Raw genomic sequence first — 18,618 nt, 5'->3', positions numbered from 1 at the left:
TCGCGCTGTCACTTCGGGCCCACGTCGGATGCCGCAGCGGCTGCGGGCAGGAGGGCCGCGGGCCCATAAAGGCGAGCCAGCGCCCGCCGATCCGCTTCGGTGAGCGGAAAGAATACGGCCGTGCTCGACTCGAATGCCGGCGGACCGCAGTTCGCCGGCCTTCCGCACATGAGGCGCGTCGGATCATCGTTGTGGATCAATCCGAGGGCATGGCCCAATTCGTGCGCAATCACGTTGCGTGCCACGTTGGGCAGCTTCAACGGATAGCGCGACAGGCCGCGTATCCCGATGATGCGGCGCTGCTGCTCGCCGAAGAACGGACTGGCGAACGACACGAACTCCGAACTGCCGAACACGACGACCAGCTCACCGGGCAGCTTGGACAGGGCGTCGGGGATCGGGGCACTCTGGCGCATTCCGGCCAGGATCGACCGGCTGAGCGCCTGCAGGCCGTCCTCCGGCGCATCGCCGGAGACACGCTCGGCTGGCGGCAGGCGGAATGCAGTGCCGCTGTCGGCCAGCGCCCGGTTCCAATAGCCGATCGACTCTTGGACCAGGGCGAAGCTTTCGTCATCGACGGCGCCTGTCACGACGATGCGCGGCGGGCGAGTCCAGCCCGGCGGCTGGGCCCACGCGCACGCCCATGCAAGTAGAAACGGCATGAGCATCAGTGCGCGCAAGCTGATCACGATCGATCCTTGGGGACGTTAGGCATTCTGACCCAGGCCCACCAAGAAACAACGATCGACAGCGCTCGCTGCCGGTGTCGCTCTGATGCAGCAGCGCCCGGCGAGAGAAGGCGCGATGGCCTGAATCGTTCGGCCGAGGCCTACGTCAGAGGAGCGGGCATCGCGCCGATGAACTCGTCATCGTTGAATGCTGCTGGTTGGCGACGATCGACGCCACGACAGGCGGACAGGCGAGGCGAAGGCCACCCGATCCGGCGATGATCAGAGCCCCGACTCTCGCAAGCGCTGCAGGAAGTTGTCGTCTCTCGCGGGTCGCGACGGGGCTGGGCGGGCGCGTTTGCCCCGGTCCTGGTCGTTCACCTGATGCGGAATGACGGGCGAACGAGCCGTGCGTTCGGAGGCAAGAGCGATTCGTGCTGGCACGGCCGACATGATGGTTGCTGCTGACGATGGACGGTATGGAGGCATTCTGCTTGCCCCTGCGCGAAAGAGTTGTGACGGCCGTCACCTGATAGGGCGCCGATTCAGTGCGGCCCTCACGCTTCCGTCCACCCCATCGAGCCGCGTCGCCGCCTCCGCGACGCCCAGGTCGCCGAGGATCGCGACGATGGCCACCTTGACACGACAGCCGCAGGCTTCGAGCGTCGTGCGCGCCAGGTCCTCGCTGCAGCCGGTGGCGCCGATCGTCAGGTCGAGTGCGCGGCGATAGAGCTTCGCATTGCTCGGGTTGACGTCGACCATCAGGTTGCCGAACACCTTGTTGAGCCGCACCATCATCGCGCTCGACAAGGTGTTCAGCGCGATCTTCTGCGCCGTGCCGGCCTTCAGGCGCGTGCTGCCGGAGATCACTTCGCTGCCGGTGTCGAGCACGATGCCGATGTCGGCCTCCATGACGATCGGCGTGCCCGGGTTGTTGGCCAGCGCGATCGTCAGTGCGCCGCGCCGCCGCGCGGCGCGCAGCGCGCCGATCACGTAGGGCGTCGTGCCCGAGGCGGCGATCAGCAGCACGACATCCTGCTTGTTCACCGGCAGGCGGTCGATGTCGAGGGCGCCCTGGTCGGCGCGGTCCTCGGCGCCTTCGATGGCTTCGAACATCGCGCGCTGGCCACCGGCGAGCAGCGCGAGCGCGCGCTGCGGCGGCCATGAGAACGTGGGCGGCAGCTCGACGCTGTCCAGCAGCCCGAGCCGGCCCGAGGTGCCGGCGCCGACGTACACCAGCCGCCCGCCGCCGCGCAGCCGCGGCACCGCGGCCTCGACGGCCCGCGCGAGGTCGGTCTGGGCCGCGGCCACCGCCGCCACCGCGTGGCGCTGGTCGTCGACGAGGGCCGCAATCAGCCGCTCGTCCGCGTACCGGTCCAGTTCGCGGTGCTGCGCGCTCGGCCGTTCGGTGTTCAGCATCGTGAAGGTCGGCAGCATTTACCGTGCCTTCGATGATGCGCCTCCTCGGCGGCCTACAGGAAACCGAGCTTTTTGGTCGTGAAGTTGCCGAGATTCGGCATCACGTACGCGAGATCGGTATCCGAGACGCCGAACCAGCTGGCCAGCGTGGCGCCGAACTGGTCGACCGAGGTGGTCGGCAGCAGCCGGCCCTGGCCGATGTCATCGGGTCCGTTGACGGCGATCGCCGGCGCCGTGCCGTAGAAGTCCTTGCCCTTGACCGCGCCACCGACGACGAAGTGGTGGCTGCCCCAGCCGTGGTCCGAGCCGTCGCCGTTGATCGACAGCGTGCGGCCGAAGTCGGACGCCGTGAAGCTCGTGACCTGGTTGCTGACGCCGAGCTCGGCCGTCGCGTCGTAGAAGGCCTTCAGCGCCTCGCCGACCTGCGTCAGCAGGCCAGGGTGGTTCTCGACCAGCAGGTCGTGCAGGTCGAAGCCGCCGAGCGAGACGAAGAACACCTGGCGGCTCAGGCCGAAGGCCGAGCGGGCGGCGATCATGCGCGCGACCATCTTCAGCTGAGGCCCGAGGCCGGTGCTGGGGAAGGCGGTCGCCAGCTCGGGCAGGCCGGCCAGCGCCGTGGTGACCTGCGCCTCGGCATCGATCGAGCGCCGCGTGACGCGGGCGTATTCGTCGGCGAACAGGTGCGTGCTGTTGGCGGTGATCAGCGTGCGCAGCGCCGTCTGCGCCGCCGTCGCGCCAAACAGCGAGCGCTGTAGCCCCTTGATGGCCACCGCGCCGCTGCTGCTGAGCTGGTACTGCACGGCGCTGGCGCCGGACAGGTACACCGCGTTGCCGGTGACCGAGGTGCAGGTGAACACGCTGCCGTTGTTGCCGGAAAGCATCAGGTCGCCCATGCGGCCGCCCCAGCCGGAGCTGGCGCCTTCGGTAAGGTTCGATTGCCAGGTCGATTGCTGGTCGTTGTGCGACAGCAGCTTGTCGGGCAGCGGAACGGCCTTCGCGGTGTACTGCGCGACGGTGGTCGGCACGATCAAGGGGCCCACGTTCAGCTGCACGGCCACCTTGCCGCTGTCCCAGAGCGATTTCAGCGGCGACAGCTGCGGCGCGAGCGCGAACTGCAGCCCGTCGGCCAGTGCCTTGTTGGGCGCCAGCGTCGTCGCGCCGAGCGCCGATTGCGCGGTCGCCAGGGCGCCGCGGATGGCCGCGTACTGTGCGTGATGGGTGTTGTCGACCGGCACCAGCGTATTGCCGTGGTCGTTGCCGCCGTAGAGGAAGACGCAGACCAGCGCCTTGTAGTCGGACGGGTTGGTCGCCGCGGCCGCATCGGCCAGCAGCGACAGGTTCAGTGCCAGCGGCGCGGCGGCGCCGGCGGCACCGATGATCGCGCCGCGACGTAGGAAGGCGCGGCGCGCCAGGTCGATCGTCGAAGTCATCTTCGCGCTCCTTCAGCGTTGCACGAGGTAGTCGGGGCAGGCCATCACCAGCATCACGGCGGCGTAGACGCGGTTCGTCAGGTCGGTCGTCGAGGTGCCGGCCATCGCGGCGATGGCGTCGACGATCAGCGTGCGGTTGGCGGCGCCGAGCTGGCCCGCACACAGCAGCAGGTTCACCCGGTCGACGAGCGACGATGCGTTGGCGGCCAGCGCGAGCTCGGCGCTGTAGTCGGGCAGGATGTCCGAGTGGCCGCCGCCGATGGCCGTCATCATGTAGTTCAGGTAGCCCGCGACGCTCGATTCGTTGGTGATCTGGAACTCCGGCGCCACCAGCGTTGCCCCGGCGATTGCCGTGTTCGGCGGCACGTAGCCCGGGCGGAAGAAATTGAAGACCGAGGCCGAGCGCTGCGGGCTCTGGCCCAGGCGCGTTGCCGGATCGCTGGTATTGCCGACGTTCCATTCGGTCGACGGCGAGCGCGTCTTGAAGATCCGCGCCCACTGGACGAAGCGCAGCACCGGCTCGCGCAGCTTGCCGAACGAGGGATTGCTCAGACCGGCATCGCTGCGCGCTTCGTCATCGAGCAGGATGGCCTTCACCACCGCCTTCAGGTCGCCGCGCTGGCCCTGGCCGTTGTTCGCGAACACGGCGGCGACGCGGGCGACGTAGGGCCCGCTCGGGTTGCTGGTGACCAGGCGCTGGATCAGCTGGCGGCCGATGAAGGGTCCGACGTTCGGATGGTTGGCCAGCGTGTCGAGTGCGGTTTTCAGCGCGGTGGTGCCGCCGGTGCCGGCAGGGATCGTCGTGCCGAGGAAGGTGGCCGAGAGCGTCGAGTGCTTGTTGTCGTTCAGCTCCATCGGCCGCCGTGCGTACTCGGGGCTCGTGCCGTTGTTCAGCCGCTGCGGACTCCAGCCGGTGAAGACGCGGGCGAGCTCGGTCACGGTGTCCTGGTCATAACTCTCGATCGGCGCGTCCGCGGGGCCTGTCTTCGGCGTGCCGTCGGCGTTCAGCTCCCAGAGTCCGATCGTGAAGAGCTGCATCACCTCGCGGGCGTAATTCTCGTCGGGCAGGCGGCCGGTGGCGGCGTCTTCCTTCTCGTTGCCGGCGGTGTTGAGGTACAGGCCCATCGCGACGTTCAGCGTCACCTGCTCGAGCAGCGTGCGATAGCTGCCGAAGGCATTGGCGGCGAGCAGGTCCCAGTAGGCGGCCAGCTTGAACTGCTTGTAGGTGCCGGTCACGCCGTCGAACCCGACGACGAAGATCTCCGACAGCGCCAGCGCCACCCGCTGCCGCAGGCTGTCGGACGCGGTCAGCAGGCGCTGCCAGATCTGCGAGTCGACGCCGATCGAGATCGTCGCGGCATCGGTGTTGGTGTCGACGCCCTTCGAGACCAGCCAGTCCCAGTTGCTCGTCGAGAGCGGTTGCGCGAAGGCCTGGTCCAGCCAGGCCGAGTAGCCGAGGCTGCGCACCGCGGCGATGTCGGCATCGCTCGGCGCCAGCGTGGCCTGCATCAGGAAGCGTGCGGCCTGGGCGTCGGAGTAGGCATAACGCGTGGCGAACACCTGCGGCGCGTAGTCGGCCAGCGTGCCGACGAGCACCAGGCCGCCGCCGGAGACGGGGCCGAGGATGTAGATGTCGCTGCCGGCGACGCCCAGGTAGTTGCCGGTCGCCTCGTAGTAGCGGTAGACGTAGGGGTCGAGCGTGCGGTTCGATTGATGGCCCGGAAAGAACTGGGCGTAGTGCTGCTCGGCCCAGTCCATCAGCTCGCTGGCCGTCGGCAGCGGTGCGGCCGCGCCGGCTTCCGCCGCCTGGCTCACCGACATGATCGTGCGGTCGGTGCGCGCCTGGTCGAGGGCCAGGAATTCCGCGGGCGGGGACTCGCCGCCGCCGCAGGCGCTCAGCAGGATGGGCGCTGCGATCGCTGCCCAGCCGAGGGGCAGTTCATGGACGCTGCTGTCGGTGGGCGGTGCCTGGGTTTCCATCGGTGTCCCCGCTGTTGCGATGGGACACATACTGCATCGGCGCCGTTTCCGGCGCGAGTGCATTTACCTGCGCGGACGCGCGCTTCACATTCAGCAAGATTGGTTGCGGCCGAGCCGCGAACTACGTCACATGCCGGCGTAGTTCGGCCCGCCGCCGCCCTCCGGCGTGACCCACACGATGTTCTGCGTCGGGTCCTTGATGTCGCAGGTCTTGCAGTGCACGCAGTTCTGCGCGTTGATCTGCAGGCGTTCGCCGCCGCCGCTTTCGTTGGGCACGAATTCGTAGACGCCGGCGGGGCAGTAGCGGCTCTCGGGGCCGGCGTACTGCGCGAGGTTGATCTGCACCGGCACGCGGTCGTCCTTGAGCGTCAGGTGCGCGGGCTGGTTCTCTTCGTGGTTGGTGTTGCTGATGAACACCGACGACAGCCGGTCGAAGGTCAGGCGGCCGTCGGGCTTCGGATATTCGATCTTCTCGGCCTGGCTCGCCGGCCGCAGAGACTCGTGATCCCGCTTCGTCGAATGCAGCGTCCACGGCGGCGCCTTGATGCCGATCTTCGGCAGCAGCCACTGCTCGATGCCGGTCATGACCTGGCCGACCAGCATGCCCTTCTTGAACCAGAGCTTGAAGTTCTTGGTGCGCTCGAGCTCCTCGCGCAGCCAGCTCTTCTCGAACGCGGCCGGGTAGGCCGCCAACTCGTCATGCGAGCGGCCAGCATTCAGCGCCTCGAACGCGGCCTCGGCGGCCAGCATGCCGGTCTTGATCGCCGCGTGGCTGCCCTTGATGCGCGAGGCGTTCAGGTAGCCGGCATCGCAGCCGACCAGCGCGCCGCCGGGGAACACCGCCTTCGGCAGCGCATGCACGCCGCCGTTGTTGATCGCGCGCGCGCCGTAGCCGATGCGCTTGCCGCCCTCGATGTGCTGGCGGATCGACGGGTGCGTCTTCCAGCGCTGCATCTCCTCGAACGGGCTCATCCACGGGTTCTCGTAGTCGAGGCCGATGACGAAGCCGAGCGTGACCTTGTTGCCTTCCAGGTGGTACAGGAAGCCGCCGCCGAAGGTGTTGTCCTCGATCGGCCAGCCGGCGGTGTGGATCACCAGGCCGGGTTGCGCCTTGTCGGCCGGCACTTCCCACAATTCCTTGACGCCGATCGCAAAGCTCTGCGCGTCGCGGCCGGCGTCGAGCTTGTACTTGGCGATCAGCTGCTTGCCGAGGTGGCCGCGTGCTCCCTCGGCGAAGATCGTGTACTTGCCCAGCAACTCCATGCCGAGCTGGAAGCCTTCGTGCGGCTGGCCGTCCTTGCCGATGCCGAGGTTGCCGGTGGCCACGCCGCGCACCGCGCCCTTGTCGTCGTACAGCACTTCGGCCGCCGTGAAGCCGGGGAAGACTTCGACGCCGAGCGCCTCGGCCTGCTCGCCGAGCCACTTGACGACCGAGCCGAGCCCGACGACGTAGTTGCCGTGGTTGTGCATGCACTCGGGCACCAGCCAATCGGGCGTCGTCGCGGTGGCGCCGTCGCCGCGCAGGAAGAGCACCTGGTCGCCGGTGACCGGCTGGTTCAACGGCGCGCCGCGCTCCTTCCAGTCGGGGATCAGCTCATTGATCGCGATCGGGTCCATCACCGCGCCGGAGAGGATGTGCGCGCCAGGCTCCGAGCCCTTCTCGAGCACGACGACCGAGACTTCCTTGTTCGCCGCCGCGGCCAGCTGCTTGAGCCGGATCGCGGTGGCCATGCCGGCTGGTCCGCCGCCGACGATCACCACGTCGTATTCCATGGCCTCGCGCGGGCCGTATTGGTCGAGGATCTCCTGGGGCGTCATGGGCAGTGGTCCGGGCTGATGGCAAACGACGGGCGATTCTACGCGGGGCACCTCCAAAAACGAACGATCGTGCTTTTTTGGAGAGCTCACTCGGGAGCGCATGGTGCCGCATCGGGCGGCCGGGCGCTGTCGCTGCGACGTCAGTCGGTGCCGCATGCCGTCGTCGCGCAAACCTGCGTGCTATCGTGCAAGCCCGCTCCGACACGGGGCCGCCAACCCGCCGCCACCATGAGCTACAGCATCGATCTTTCGGGCCGCGTCGCCTTCGTCACCGGTGCCTCCAGCGGCCTGGGTGCGCAGTTCGCGCGCGTGCTCAGCTCGGCTGGCGCGGGTGTCGTGCTCGCAGCGCGCCGCGTCGAGCGGCTGAAGACGCTGCGCGCCGAGCTCGAGTCGATGGGCGGCGACGCGCACGTCGTCGGGCTCGACGTCACCGATCCCGAGAGCATCAAGGCCGCGGTCGCGCACGCCGAGACGGAGATGGGCACGATCGACATCCTGGTCAACAACTCCGGCGTCAGCACCACGCAGAAGCTGGTCGACGTGACGCCGGACGACTACGACTACGTGATGGACACCAATACGCGCGGCGCCTTCTTCGTCGCGCAGGAAGTCGCCAAGCGCATGATCGCGCGCTCGTGCGGCGCGGCGCCGGGCACCTTCACCGGCGGGCGCATCGTCAACGTCGCCTCGATGGCGGGCCTGCGCGTGCTGAGCAAGATCGGCGTCTACAGCATGAGCAAGGCAGCCGTCGTGCACATGACGCGCGCGATGGCGCTGGAGTGGGGCAAGTTCGGCATCAATGTCAACGCGCTCTGCCCGGGCTACATCGACACCGAGCTCAACCACCACCACTGGCAGACCGATGCCGGGCAGAAGCTCGTGAGCCTGCTGCCGCGCAAGCGCGTCGGTACGCCGAAGGACCTCGATGCGGCGCTGATGATGCTGTGCGCCAACGAGAGCCATTTCATCAACGGCGCGGTGCTGTCGGCCGACGACGGCTTCGGAGCCTAACCTTCAATCGGTACGGATGCGCTCACTGACACCTGTCGAAGCCCGTGTATTGGGCGTGCTGGTCGAAAAACAGGCGACGGTGCCGGACACCTATCCGCTGTCGCTGAATTCGCTGGTCGCCGGTTGCAACCAGAAGACCGCCCGGGACCCGGTGCTGAACCTGAGCGAGGCCGACGTGCTGGCGGCCGTCGACGGCCTGAAGTCGCTGAGCCTGGTGTTCGAGACCACCGGCAGCCGCGTGTCGCGCTACGAGCACAACATGACGCGCGGTATCGCGGTGCCGAGCCAGGCCACGGCGCTGCTGACGGTGCTGATGCTGCGCGGACCGCAGACGGTGGCCGAGCTGCGCGCCAACTGCGAGCGCCTGCACCGCTTCGGCGACAACTCGTCGGTCGAGGGCTTCCTGACCGAACTGGCCGAACGTTTCCCGCCGCGTGCCGTGCTGCTGCCGCGCTCGCCGGGCGCGCGCGAGGCGCGCTGGGCACACATGCTGTGCGGGGAGGTGCAGATGACCGCCGAGCGCATCGTGGCCAGCGGCTCCGACGAGGACCGCATCACCGTCGGCGAGTTGGTCGCGCTGAAGGCCGAGCTCGGGCGCCAGGCCGAAGAGCTGGCCGCGCTGCGGGCCCTGGTGCAGCGCATGGCCAGCGAGCTCGGCATCGACCCGGCGGCTTGATCCCTTCTCAACGAGCGACACGATGCGGTTCGAGATTCCGGAGCGGAAGAAGCTGACCTACGAGATGGTGATCCCGATCCGCTGGGGCGACATGGACGCGATGGGCCATGTCAACAACACCGTCTACTTCCGCTACCTCGAAAGCCTGCGCATCGAGTGGTTCCGCAGCATCGATTGCCAGCCCGATCCGGACGGCATCGGCCCGGTGATCATCAACGCCTTCTGCAGCTTCATCCGCCAGCTCGAATACCCGGGCGAGGTGCTCGCGCGCCACTACGCCGGCGAGATCGGCCGCAGCACGATCGACACCTTCGCGACGCTCGAGCGCACCGACCAGCCCGGCGTCGTGTATGCCAGCGGCGGCGCCACCGTCGTCTGGACCGACTTCAAGGCGCAGAAGTCGGTGCCGGTGCCGGACGAGGTCCGCGCGCTGCTGGCCTGAGCCTGTTCACGACCGCAGCACCGCCAGCGCAACCATCGCCAGCAACGCGAATACGAACAGCAGCGCGTAGCTGACCGAGATCGCCAGCGCGCGCAGCGCGGTGGCCCACCAGCGCCCTTGGTAAACGTGCTGCAGCGCCCACAGCCCATAGACCACGATCAGCCCCAGCAGCGGCCAGGTCAGCACGGCGGGCAGCAGCGACATCGCCAGCAGCGCGATGAACCAGAACGCGTGCATGTGCAGGCTGAAGACGACGTGCGCGCCGTAGTTCATGCGTCGCCGCCGGTAGGCCAGCTGCACGATCGCCGCGAATACCGGCAGCATCAGGAACACGGTGTACGGCGCCATCGACCCCAGCCGCTGCTGCACCGCCTGTGGCGCGTCAGCGGTCTTCGCCAGCTGCAGCTGAAGCCGCGCGCCGAGCCGCTCGGACAACGGGCAGGCGTCGCCGCGCGCCAGGCAGGCGCCGGCCTGCTTCAGGTCCTCCGCCAGTGCCGGCGAGCTGGCCACGGTCACCGGCCGGCCCTGTGCGTCGAGCCCCGCTGCGAAATGGATGCGGGTGTCGCCGAAGCCGAACAGCTTGACGATCACGAAGAACAGGAAGCTCGCGCTCAGGTACAGGCGCAGCGGCAGCACGTAGCGGCGCCGCCGGCCGGCGAAGTATTCGCGCGTCAGCCGACCGGGCTTCAGCAGCAGCAGGGCGAGCGTGCGCCACAGCGTGCCCTCGAGCGCGACGTAGTGGCCGACGAACTCGTGCACGAACTCCCAGAAGCTCGGTGCGTGCAGGGCCGTCTCCTGGCCGCACTGCGGACAGTAGCGGGGCCGCAGCGCCAGCGGCAGCAGGGCGCCGCAATTGCGGCAGGTGGCGGTGGTGGGCCCGCTCATCAGCCCGACAACAGCTTGTTGACGAGCTCCGGCGTCGTTGCCGCGCCGACCTTGCGCATCAGGCGCGCGCGATAGACATCGACGGTGCGCGGGCTGATCACCAGCCGCTTGCCGATCTGCTTGCTGGTCAGGCCATCGATCAGCAGCGCGGCGATCTCGCGCTCGCGCGCGGTGAACTCCACGCGCAGCTTGCGCCGCGACGACAGGTCCTCGAAGGCCCAGATGCCGGCCGCGTGCGGATGCGCCGGGTCGAGCGCGCGGCCGGTGACATGGCACCAGAACAGCTCGCCGCGCGCCACGCCGTCGAAGCGCTTCATCACCCGCTCGTCGGCATAGCGCCCCTGCTTGTCGAGGCTTGCCACGATGCGGTCGCCGGCGCGCTCGAACTCGGCCGGCGTCGGGTACAGCACCTCGAACGAGCGGCCGACCAGCTGCTCGCGCGTGGCGCCGAACATCGCCAGCAGCTGGCGGTTGCAGTCGACGATCTGGCGCTGGCGCGACAGCACCAGGCCGATCGGCGCCTGGTCGAACGCGATGCGGTAGTCGAGTGCGATGTCCAGGGGCGCTCCCTCTCGTGGATAGGTCTTAGGTGATTCGACGTAACCCCTACTTATTCGAGTAAGTAGTACGCTCCGTGGCTCGCGAATCTACCTTGGAAGTGACCGTGGCATGAACAAGATCTACCCGAGTGCAGCCGCCGCGCTGGACGGCATCGTCCGCAACGGCCAGTTGCTCGCCGTCGGCGGCTTCGGCCTGTGCGGCATTCCCGAGGCGCTGATCGATGCGCTGAAGGACAGCGGCGCGCAGAACCTGACGGTCATCTCCAACAACGCCGGCGTCGACGGCTTCGGCCTCGGCAAGCTGCTGCAGACGCGGCAGATCACGAAGATGATCTCCAGCTACGTCGGCGAGAACAAGGAGTTCGAGCGCCAGTACCTGGCCGGCGAACTGCAGCTGGAGTTCACGCCGCAGGGCACGCTGGCCGAGAAGCTGCGCGCCGGCGGCGCCGGCATCCCGGCCTTCTTCACCCGCACCGGCGTCGGCACGCTGGTCGCCGAGGGCAAGGAGATCCGCGAGTTCGACGGCCACGCCTACGTGATGGAGCGCTCGCTGGTGCCCGATGTCTCGCTCGGCAAGGCCTGGAAGGCCGACAAGTCGGGCAACCTGATCTTCCGCCGCACCGCGCGCAACTTCAATCCGGCGGTGATCATGGCCGGCAAGATCAGCGTCGTCGAGGTCGAGGAGATCGTCGAGACCGGCACCTTCGATCCGGATGCGGTGCACCTGCCCGGCATCTACGTCAGCCGCCTGGTGCTGAACGCCACGCCCGAGAAGCGCATCGAGAAGCGCACGACCCGCGAGAACCCCACCGGAGCCTGACATGCCTTGGACCCACGCTGAAATGGCGCAACGCGCCGCGCTCGAGCTGCAGGACGGCTTCTACGTCAACCTCGGCATCGGCCTGCCGACGCAGGTGGCGAACTACGTGCCGCCGGACAAGGAAGTCTGGCTGCAGAGCGAGAACGGCATGATGGGCATCGGCCCGTTCCCGAGCGAGGCCGAGGTCGATGCCGACCTGATCAACGCCGGCAAGCAGACCGTGACGACGCTGCCGGGCTCGTCGATCTTCGGCTCGCACGACAGCTTCGCGATGATCCGCGGCGGCAAGATCAACCTGTCGATCCTCGGTGCGATGCAGGTCACCGACAGCGGCGACCTCGCCAACTGGATGATCCCCGGCAAGATGGTCAAGGGCATGGGCGGCGCGATGGACCTGGTGGCCGGCGTCGCGCGCGTGCTGGTGCTGATGGAGCACGTCGCGAAGAAGAAGGACGGCACGATCGACCTGAAGATCCTGCCCAAGTGCACGCTGCCGCTGACCGGCATCGGCGTCGTCAACCGCATCATCACCGACCTGGCGGTGATGGACGTGACGCCGCAGGGGCTGAAGGTCGTCGAGATCGCGCCCGGCGTGACGCACGAGGAGCTGCAGGCGAAGACCGGCGTGCCGCTGATCCAGTGACGGCTGACGTCTGAAGTGAGCGGATGACGGCGCTGCGAGCGCTGGTGCTGGTGTGCGCCACGCTCGTGGTGCACGGCTCGCTGTATCCGTGGCGCTTCGCCGCGCCGCGGTCGTTCACCGCGGCGCTGTGGGCGATGCTCGCCGACGGCCGCTGGTGGACCGGCCGTGGCGACGTGGTGGGCAATGTCGTGCTGTTCGTGCCGCTGGCGGCGGTGGCGCAGCTGGCGCTGCGCGAAGCGGCGTGGGCGCCGCGCCGCGCCGGGCTCTGGGTCCTGCTGTGCGGCGCGGCACTGGCGATGCTGCTGCAGGTGCTTCAGATTGCGGTGCCGGCGCGCCACGCGGCGCTGTCGGACGTGGTGTGGAACACGCTCGGCCTGGTGATCGGGCTGGGGGTTGCGGCCTCGGTCGAGCCGCTGCGGCGTCTTGGGCTGCAATGGCGCCCGCACGACACCTGGTGGCGCGGGGCCGCCGAACCGATCGCGCTGGTGCTCGCGTTGTTGTGGCTGGCGCTGCAATGGTGGCCGTTCGTGCCGACACTCGATTGGCAGCACATCAAGGACGCGCTGAAGCCGCTGTCGCACCCGTCCCTGCGCTGGTCCTGGATGTCGCTGATCGACACGCTGCTCGGCGTCGCAGTGCTCGGGCCTCTGCTGCGCGCACATCCGGCACGGGCGGCAGGGCTCACGGCACTGTGCCTGCTGGCGGCGGCCGGCAAGCTGCTGATCGCCTACCAGGCGGTGACGCTGCCGTTCGTGCTCGGTTGCGCGCTCGGCGTCGCGGCCTGCCATGCCGGCTGGCGCGCCCCGGCCGTGCCGGTGCGGCGGCTGCTGCTGGGCCTGGCGCTGGCGTGGTTCACGCTCGACGAGCTGCGTCCGTTCCATTGGGGCGACAACGCCCGCAGCTTCCAGTGGCTGCCCTTCGTCTCGCTGCTGCATGGCTCGATGCTCAGCAACCTGCTGACGCTGTGCTGGAACCTCTACTGGCTCGGGGCGGTGGTGCTGTTGGCCAGCGGCGGGGCGCGACGCAGCGGCGCGGTGGCGCTGGGGCTCGCCGGCTGGGTGCTGTTGCTCGAATTGCTGCAGACCCATCTGCCGGGCCGCACGCCGGACATCACGTTGGCACTGCTGCCGCCACTGTGGTGGCTGGCTGCGCGTGCTGCACGCCAACCCGCTGACATCGCGCGTTAGGACGCCGGCTTGCTGCGGCCCAGCGACTCCAGCGTCGTCCACAACGGCACCAGGCGCGCGTCGGCCAGCACTTTCAGCTCGGTTTCCGGCCACAGGCAATCTCGGCCGATGGTGCTGATGCGCCAGCGCAGTTCGCGCAGCGCGAGCTCGATGTCGAAACGCTCGCGCGGCTCGACCAGGTCGGCCGGCAGCGACCACAGCCCCATCGCATTCCACGCGCTGCGCAACCGGTTCAGCCGATGCGCGGCGCGCTGCGCCACGCGCTTGGACGAGCCGTCGAGCTGCGCGCTGATGGTTTCGGCCATGTCCTGCATGCCCTGTAGCGCCTGGTCGAGCTGGGCCATTTCGGCATGCGGGCCGGGCCCGGGTTGCGCCGGCGGCAGTGCGGGCGGCTCACCGTCGGCCCACCGCGCGATCGGTCCGGTCCACGGGCCCGACAGCTCGCCCGGCACGAAGCGCAATGCGAAGCTCGCGCGCGCCGCCGGCGCCGGCCGCTGCTGGTCGACGATGCCGAGCACCAGCTCGACCACCGCCATCAGCTGGCCGAGCGGTGACAGCGAGCCGCCGAGCAGCTGGAACGGGTAGCCGGTGCCGTCGAGCCGCTCGTGGTGCTCGGCCACGGCGCGCGCGATCTCGGCGGGGTAGTCGGTCAGGTCGGTGAGCAGCATCGCGCCGACATGCGGGTGCGCGGCGAGCTGGCGGTACTCGCGCAGGTCGAGCTGCCGGCCGCTGCCGAGGTAGGCCGGCTCGACGTAGATCTCGCCGATGTCGTGCAGCAGGCCGGCCAGCATCGCGCGCTGCAGGAACTCGCCGTTCGCGCGCACGTGCCAGGCCAGCGACCCGGCCAGCGCCATCGCCCGCACCGCATGCTGGAAGGCGGCCGGGTGGCGTTCGGCCGCCGCGGTCAGCAGCCACTGCGCGAGCGGGTGCAGGCGCAGGGTCGCGACCGCCGCGCGCAGGACGCGCGCGCCCGGCTGCATCAGCGTCACCAGCGGATCGACGCTGTCGAGCAGCTTGCCCAACGCGAGCTGTAGGGCGGTGCCGTCGATACCGCCGTCGATCGCCGGCCAGGCCGCGCGCGGCTTGAGCAACTGGCCGCGCACCTGCTGCTGGTGCAAGCGGCTGGCGGCGCGCAACGCCTGCGCCTGCACGCTGGCGGTGCCGGTCGGCGCCGGCAAGGGCGCGTCGACGTCACCGCACGCATTGGCGATCGTCAGTTGCGCGAAGGGATTGGTCTGCAGGAATGCGCCGGCGCTAGCGTCCAAGTCGGGAGCCCTGAATCCGAGGTTCTTGGAGGGGTTGTCGGCCGCCGCGGCCGCTTCGTGAGCCCCGCCGCGCGCTCGCGCCGGCGCAACGCCGCGCCGCCGCGGCAGGATGTCACGCCGCCTGGGGCACCGCGCCGCGTGCCAGCGCGCGTGCGCAACGCGGCACCAGTGCCGGACCGCGGTAGATCAGGCCGGTGTAGATCTGCACCAGGTCGGCGCCGGCGGCACGCTTGGCCTGAGCGTCCGCGGCGCTCATCACGCCGCCGACACCGATGATCGGAAACGCCGCGCCGAGCGCCGCACGCAGGCCGGCGATCACGCGGTTGCTGGCCTCGCGCACCGGCGCGCCGGACAGCCCGCCTCGTTCGTCGGCATGCGGCAGGCCCTTGACCGCATCGCGGGCGATCGTCGTGTTGGTGGCGATCACGCCGTCGATCGCATGGCGGCGCAAGGTGGCCGCGATCAACGCGACCTGCGCGTCGTCGAGGTCGGGCGCGATCTTGACGAACATCGGCACCTCGCGCCGCTTCAGCGTCGTCAGCTCGCGCTTGCGTGCCTGCAGCGCGCCGAGCAGCGCATCGAGCGCTTCGTCACTCTGCAGCGCGCGCAGGTTCTGCGTGTTCGGGCTGGAGATGTTGACGGTCACGTAGTCGGCGTGCGGGAACACGCCTTCGAGGCCGAGCAGGTAATCGTCGACCGCGCGCTCGATCGGCGTGCTGGCGTTCTTGCCGATGTTCAGGCCCAGCACGCCGCCCGCGGCGCGGAAGCTGCGCGCACGGCGCACGTTGGCGATGAAGGCATCCAGCCCCTCGTTGTTGAAGCCGAGGCGGTTGATCAGCGCGTCGGCCGATGGCAGCCGGAACATGCGCGGCCGGGCGTTGCCCGGCTGGGCCTTCGGCGTCACGGTGCCGACCTCGATGAAGCCGAAACCCATCGCGCCCAGCCCGTCGATGCAGCGGCCGTTCTTGTCGAGCCCGGCGGCGAGGCCGATGCGATTCGGAAAGCGCAGACCGGCCAGCAGGACCGGATCGTCGACACGCGGCTGCGACCACAGGCATTGCGCCGGCGTGTTCTGCAGCGTGGCGATCGCGTCGAGCGTCAGCTCGTGCGCACGTTCGGGGTCGAGTCCGAACAGGAAGGGGCGGGCGAGGGCATAGGGGACGACGGCCATAATCCCGCGATTGTCCCAAACGCGCGCGGGCCGCTCGCCGGCGTGCAAAGCACATGACGCAAGACGAACTCAAGGCGCTGGTCGGCCGGGCTGCGCTGGACCATGTGGTGCTCGGCTCGGTCGTCGGTGTCGGTACCGGCTCGACGGTCAACCACTTCATCGACGCGCTGGCGACGATCAAGGACCGCATCGCCGGTGCCGTGTCTAGCTCGGTCAAGAGCACCGAGCGCCTGCAGGCGCATGGCATCACGGTGCTCGACGCATCGACGGTCGAGCGGCTGCCGGTCTACATCGACGGCGCCGACGAGATCGACGGCCGCGGCAACATGATCAAGGGCGGTGGCGCAGCGCTAACGCGCGAAAAGATCGTCGCCGACCTGGCCGAGCGCTTCGTCTGCATCGTCGACGCGTCCAAGCGCGTCGAGGTGCTCGGCGCCTATCCGTTGCCGGTCGAGGTGATCCCGATGGCCGCAGCGCAGGTCGCCCGGCGCTTCGCGAAGGCCTTCGGCGGGCGTGCCGAGCTGCGCACCGGCGTGGTCACCGACAACGGCAACCAGATCCTCGACGTGCACGGCCTGCGCATCACCGATCCGTTGGGCGTTGAGGTCGAGGTCAACCAGTGGCCGGGGGTTGTGACGGTCGGCATCTTCGCGCGCCACCGCGCGAGGATCTGCCTGATGGGCAGCGCGCAGGGCGTCTCTACGCTGATGTTCGACTGAGCCGCGCGAGGTAGCGCGCGCAATCGACGGCATCGAGCAGCCGCGCCGGCACCGGCATCGGCGCGCCGGTGATCCACGCCGCGAGCACCTCGCCGGCCAGCGCGGCATGCGTCAGGCCGCGCGAGCCGTAGGCGGTGGCGACGTACAGCCCGGGGCGGCGCTCGATCAGACGTGCTTGATTCGGCAGTGGCGATGACGCGTGCTCGATCGGCACCGGGCCGAGCAGCGGCAGCCTGTCCTGCGTCTGCAGGCGCCAGCCGACGCGGCCCTCGATCCAGCAGTCGTCCGGCGCGGTCCAGCCGCTCAGGCGCTGCAGCGTCGCGAGGTTGTCGTCGTGGTCCGCGGCCCGCACGCGCGGGTCGTCATCGCCCGCCTGCGAGGTCGCGCCGCACAGCACGCGGCCGTCCGGCAGCTGCAGCGCGTAGCCGCCATCGGCCACGGGCTGCGGCAGCAGATCGGCCGGCGCACCCCGCACGATGCTGAGCTGGCCGCGCACCGATTCCAGCGGCCAGCCCGGGTCACCGAGCAGGCGCGTCGCATCGGCCGCATTCGCCAGCACCACGGCATCGACGGTCGCGATGATCCGATCGTCGCTCCCCAGCAGTTGCCACTGATCGCCGGCGCGCTGCAGGCGCTCGATGCGCATGCCGAGTTGCAGCGCGATGCCCGGCGTGGCCAGCCAGTGCGCCACCAGATCCACCGGTGCGGCCCAGCCGCCGCCGGGATAGAACCAGGCCGGCGCGCCATTCGCCCGCGCAATCCGAACCCACTCTGCCGGCCAGGCGTCTTCATCGAGCAGGGCCTGCATCGCGGCGGCATCGCCGTCGCGTTCACCGCGCAGCAGGCCGAAGGCGCCGCGCACCTGGCCGTCGGCGATCAGCGGCGCGAGCAGCTGCTGCATGCGCAGTGCGGCGGCGCGCAGCCAGCGTGCGTGCGGGCCGTCGTCGCGGTGCACGATGCCGTGGAAGAGGCCGGCCGGATTGCCCGAGGTCTGCTGGGCCGGCGCCGCGTCGGCTTCGAACACGGCCACCGACAGGCCCTCGGCGGCGAGCGCCCGCGCCACGCCGCCGCCGGCCAGGCCGGCGCCGATCACCGCGACCTGCAGTGCGCTGCTCGCCCGACGGCCGGGCGGCGGCGAGGCCGGGTGGCGCGGCGCGAAACGGCCGATCGTCATGTCGCGCTTGCCACCGAAGCCCGGTGCGCGCTCGACGACGAAACCAGCGCTGGACAGCCCGTCGCGCAGCTCGCGCGCCACGCTCCACGTCGCGGCCGTCGCGCCCGGCGCGGCGAGCCGGGCCAACTGGCGCAGCCGGTGCCGATCCCACATCGCCGGGTTCCTGGCCGGTGCGAAGCCGTCGAGGAAGAAGGCGTCGACCTGCGCGATCAGTTCCGGCAGCGCATCGGCGATGTCGGCGAAGACCAGACGCAAGCGGACACGGCCGGCGTCGAAGGCCAGCGTGTGCAGGTCGGGTGTCAGCGGCGGCCAGGCGGCGAGCAGCGCCTCGGCCAGCGGCCGCAGCGCGTCGGGCGCCGCCGCGTGGGCGCGCGCGAGGTCCTCGCGGCGCGGGGGGTGTTTCTCGATCGAGATGAACTCGAGCCGCTCGCTGCGCGCCGGCGCATCACGCCAGGCCTGCCACGCGGCGAGGAAGTTGTTGCCGAGACCGAAGCCGGTCTCGAGGATCGTGAAGCGCGGCTGCCGTTGCCAGCGCTCGGGCAGCCGGTTGCCGCGCAGGAAGACATGCTGCGCCTGTTCGAGTGCGCCGGCCCGCGCGTGATAGATGTCGTCGAAGTCCGGCGCATACGGCGGCTCGCCGTCGCTGAAGACGATGCGCGCTGGCTGCAGGGGTCCGAAGCCCATGGCAGGAGTTGTTCGTCGTGTGCCCTGAAACACGCAGGGGCACCGAAGTGCCCCTGACGTTCATCG

17 protein-coding genes are annotated in these 18,618 nt (G+C 69.7%); 7 read left to right on the top strand and 10 right to left on the bottom strand.

What is annotated here, in order from left to right; all coding sequences use genetic code 11:
- Nucleotides 1-8: 8 nt before the first annotated feature.
- The 5 genes from HLB44_RS23575 to HLB44_RS23555 form a co-directional block, all read right to left on the bottom strand.
- The gene (locus tag HLB44_RS23575) at nucleotides 9-689 is read right to left on the bottom strand and encodes a M57 family metalloprotease (protein ID WP_173127982.1); all 681 of its coding nucleotides are present in this window, start codon (nucleotides 687-689) and stop codon (nucleotides 9-11) included.
- A 504-nt stretch (nucleotides 690-1,193) separates the two neighbouring features.
- On the bottom strand, nucleotides 1,194-2,087 hold the full coding sequence (murQ, locus tag HLB44_RS23570) for an N-acetylmuramic acid 6-phosphate etherase (protein ID WP_173128623.1): 894 nt from the start codon (nucleotides 2,085-2,087) through the stop codon (nucleotides 1,194-1,196).
- Between the two features lie 53 nt (nucleotides 2,088-2,140).
- Nucleotides 2,141-3,517: a DUF1501 domain-containing protein gene (locus tag HLB44_RS23565; RefSeq protein ID WP_173127978.1), complete on the bottom strand. Its 1,377-nt coding sequence runs from the start codon at nucleotides 3,515-3,517 to the stop codon at nucleotides 2,141-2,143.
- Nucleotides 3,518-3,529: 12 nt separating this feature from the next.
- Entirely contained in the window at nucleotides 3,530-5,497 is a 1,968-nt protein-coding gene (locus HLB44_RS23560) for a DUF1800 domain-containing protein (protein ID WP_246312421.1), read from the bottom strand.
- 126 nt (nucleotides 5,498-5,623) lie between these two features.
- Complete coding sequence (locus tag HLB44_RS23555; RefSeq protein WP_173127975.1) at nucleotides 5,624-7,315, bottom strand: electron transfer flavoprotein-ubiquinone oxidoreductase; 1,692 nt, start codon at nucleotides 7,313-7,315, stop codon at nucleotides 5,624-5,626.
- Nucleotides 7,316-7,543: 228 nt separating this feature from the next.
- Between HLB44_RS23555 and HLB44_RS23550 the strand changes: the two genes are divergently transcribed.
- From HLB44_RS23550 to HLB44_RS23540, 3 genes are read left to right on the top strand one after another with little or no spacing between them, the layout of a single operon-like run.
- Nucleotides 7,544-8,326 (top strand): SDR family oxidoreductase, encoded by a 783-nt coding sequence (locus tag HLB44_RS23550; protein WP_173127971.1) that lies wholly within the window; start codon nucleotides 7,544-7,546, stop codon nucleotides 8,324-8,326.
- Between the two features lie 16 nt (nucleotides 8,327-8,342).
- Nucleotides 8,343-9,002: a YceH family protein gene (locus HLB44_RS23545; RefSeq protein WP_173127968.1), complete on the top strand. Its 660-nt coding sequence runs from the start codon at nucleotides 8,343-8,345 to the stop codon at nucleotides 9,000-9,002.
- A 22-nt stretch (nucleotides 9,003-9,024) separates the two neighbouring features.
- Complete coding sequence (locus HLB44_RS23540; protein ID WP_173127965.1) at nucleotides 9,025-9,444, top strand: acyl-CoA thioesterase; 420 nt, start codon at nucleotides 9,025-9,027, stop codon at nucleotides 9,442-9,444.
- A gap of 6 nt (nucleotides 9,445-9,450) precedes the next feature.
- On the opposite strand, the gene HLB44_RS23535 is transcribed toward HLB44_RS23540, so the two are convergent.
- Nucleotides 9,451-10,329: a DUF3667 domain-containing protein gene (locus tag HLB44_RS23535; RefSeq protein ID WP_173127962.1), complete on the bottom strand. Its 879-nt coding sequence runs from the start codon at nucleotides 10,327-10,329 to the stop codon at nucleotides 9,451-9,453.
- Complete coding sequence (locus HLB44_RS23530) at nucleotides 10,329-10,883, bottom strand: LuxR C-terminal-related transcriptional regulator (RefSeq protein ID WP_173128617.1); 555 nt, start codon at nucleotides 10,881-10,883, stop codon at nucleotides 10,329-10,331. Before HLB44_RS23530 ends, HLB44_RS23535 begins: the two co-directional genes overlap by 1 nt.
- A 115-nt stretch (nucleotides 10,884-10,998) precedes the next feature.
- Here HLB44_RS23530 and HLB44_RS23525 point away from each other — a divergent pair, with 115 nt between their 5' ends.
- Genes HLB44_RS23525 through HLB44_RS23515 form a run of 3 tightly spaced genes read left to right on the top strand, consistent with a single transcriptional unit; the run spans nucleotide 10,999 to nucleotide 13,539 of the window.
- Entirely contained in the window at nucleotides 10,999-11,709 is a 711-nt protein-coding gene (locus HLB44_RS23525; protein WP_173127959.1) for a CoA transferase subunit A, read from the top strand.
- A gap of 1 nt (nucleotide 11,710) precedes the next feature.
- Nucleotides 11,711-12,352: a 3-oxoacid CoA-transferase subunit B gene (locus tag HLB44_RS23520; RefSeq protein ID WP_173127956.1), complete on the top strand. Its 642-nt coding sequence runs from the start codon at nucleotides 11,711-11,713 to the stop codon at nucleotides 12,350-12,352.
- Between the two features lie 23 nt (nucleotides 12,353-12,375).
- A complete protein-coding gene (locus tag HLB44_RS23515; protein ID WP_173127953.1) occupies nucleotides 12,376-13,539 on the top strand; it encodes a VanZ family protein in 1,164 nt (387 codons plus the stop codon).
- On the opposite strand, the gene HLB44_RS23510 is transcribed toward HLB44_RS23515, so the two are convergent.
- Both HLB44_RS23510 and HLB44_RS23505 read right to left on the bottom strand, forming a co-directional pair.
- Entirely contained in the window at nucleotides 13,536-14,804 is a 1,269-nt protein-coding gene (locus HLB44_RS23510; RefSeq protein WP_173127950.1) for an HD-GYP domain-containing protein, read from the bottom strand. The genes HLB44_RS23515 and HLB44_RS23510 overlap by 4 nt on opposite strands.
- A gap of 112 nt (nucleotides 14,805-14,916) precedes the next feature.
- Nucleotides 14,917-15,975: a quinone-dependent dihydroorotate dehydrogenase gene (locus HLB44_RS23505; protein ID WP_173127947.1), complete on the bottom strand. Its 1,059-nt coding sequence runs from the start codon at nucleotides 15,973-15,975 to the stop codon at nucleotides 14,917-14,919.
- A 53-nt stretch (nucleotides 15,976-16,028) separates the two neighbouring features.
- Here HLB44_RS23505 and rpiA point away from each other — a divergent pair, with 53 nt between their 5' ends.
- The gene (rpiA, locus tag HLB44_RS23500) at nucleotides 16,029-16,694 is read left to right on the top strand and encodes a ribose-5-phosphate isomerase RpiA (protein ID WP_173127945.1); all 666 of its coding nucleotides are present in this window, start codon (nucleotides 16,029-16,031) and stop codon (nucleotides 16,692-16,694) included.
- Here the strand turns inward: rpiA and mnmC are convergent.
- The gene (gene mnmC, locus HLB44_RS23495) at nucleotides 16,675-18,552 is read right to left on the bottom strand and encodes a bifunctional tRNA (5-methylaminomethyl-2-thiouridine)(34)-methyltransferase MnmC2/FAD-dependent 5-carboxymethylaminomethyl-2-thiouridine(34) oxidoreductase MnmC1 (RefSeq protein WP_173127942.1); all 1,878 of its coding nucleotides are present in this window, start codon (nucleotides 18,550-18,552) and stop codon (nucleotides 16,675-16,677) included. The two genes, rpiA and mnmC, sit on opposite strands and share 20 nt — an antisense overlap.
- Nucleotides 18,553-18,618: the final 66 nt, after the last annotated feature.

Source organism: Pseudaquabacterium terrae (assembly GCF_013266755.1).
GTDB lineage: Bacteria > Pseudomonadota > Gammaproteobacteria > Burkholderiales > Burkholderiaceae_C > Pseudaquabacterium > Pseudaquabacterium terrae.
Note: the sequence above shows the minus strand (reverse complement) of the source record. Positions and strands in the feature narration are given on the sequence as shown.

Coding starts and splice junctions, on each gene's coding strand:
- murQ (WP_173128623.1), bottom strand. CDS start 2,087: ATGCTGAACACCGAACGGCCGAGCGCGCAGCACCGCGAACTGGACCGG.
- HLB44_RS23560 (WP_246312421.1), bottom strand. CDS start 5,497: ATGGAAACCCAGGCACCGCCCACCGACAGCAGCGTCCATGAACTGCCC.
- HLB44_RS23540 (WP_173127965.1), top strand. CDS start 9,025: ATGCGGTTCGAGATTCCGGAGCGGAAGAAGCTGACCTACGAGATGGTG.
- HLB44_RS23555 (WP_173127975.1), bottom strand. CDS start 7,315: ATGACGCCCCAGGAGATCCTCGACCAATACGGCCCGCGCGAGGCCATG.
- HLB44_RS23525 (WP_173127959.1), top strand. CDS start 10,999: ATGAACAAGATCTACCCGAGTGCAGCCGCCGCGCTGGACGGCATCGTC.
- HLB44_RS23535 (WP_173127962.1), bottom strand. CDS start 10,329: ATGAGCGGGCCCACCACCGCCACCTGCCGCAATTGCGGCGCCCTGCTG.
- HLB44_RS23505 (WP_173127947.1), bottom strand. CDS start 15,975: ATGGCCGTCGTCCCCTATGCCCTCGCCCGCCCCTTCCTGTTCGGACTC.
- HLB44_RS23545 (WP_173127968.1), top strand. CDS start 8,343: ATGCGCTCACTGACACCTGTCGAAGCCCGTGTATTGGGCGTGCTGGTC.
- HLB44_RS23515 (WP_173127953.1), top strand. CDS start 12,376: ATGACGGCGCTGCGAGCGCTGGTGCTGGTGTGCGCCACGCTCGTGGTG.
- mnmC (WP_173127942.1), bottom strand. CDS start 18,552: ATGGGCTTCGGACCCCTGCAGCCAGCGCGCATCGTCTTCAGCGACGGC.
- HLB44_RS23550 (WP_173127971.1), top strand. CDS start 7,544: ATGAGCTACAGCATCGATCTTTCGGGCCGCGTCGCCTTCGTCACCGGT.
- HLB44_RS23520 (WP_173127956.1), top strand. CDS start 11,711: ATGCCTTGGACCCACGCTGAAATGGCGCAACGCGCCGCGCTCGAGCTG.
- HLB44_RS23565 (WP_173127978.1), bottom strand. CDS start 3,517: ATGACTTCGACGATCGACCTGGCGCGCCGCGCCTTCCTACGTCGCGGC.
- rpiA (WP_173127945.1), top strand. CDS start 16,029: ATGACGCAAGACGAACTCAAGGCGCTGGTCGGCCGGGCTGCGCTGGAC.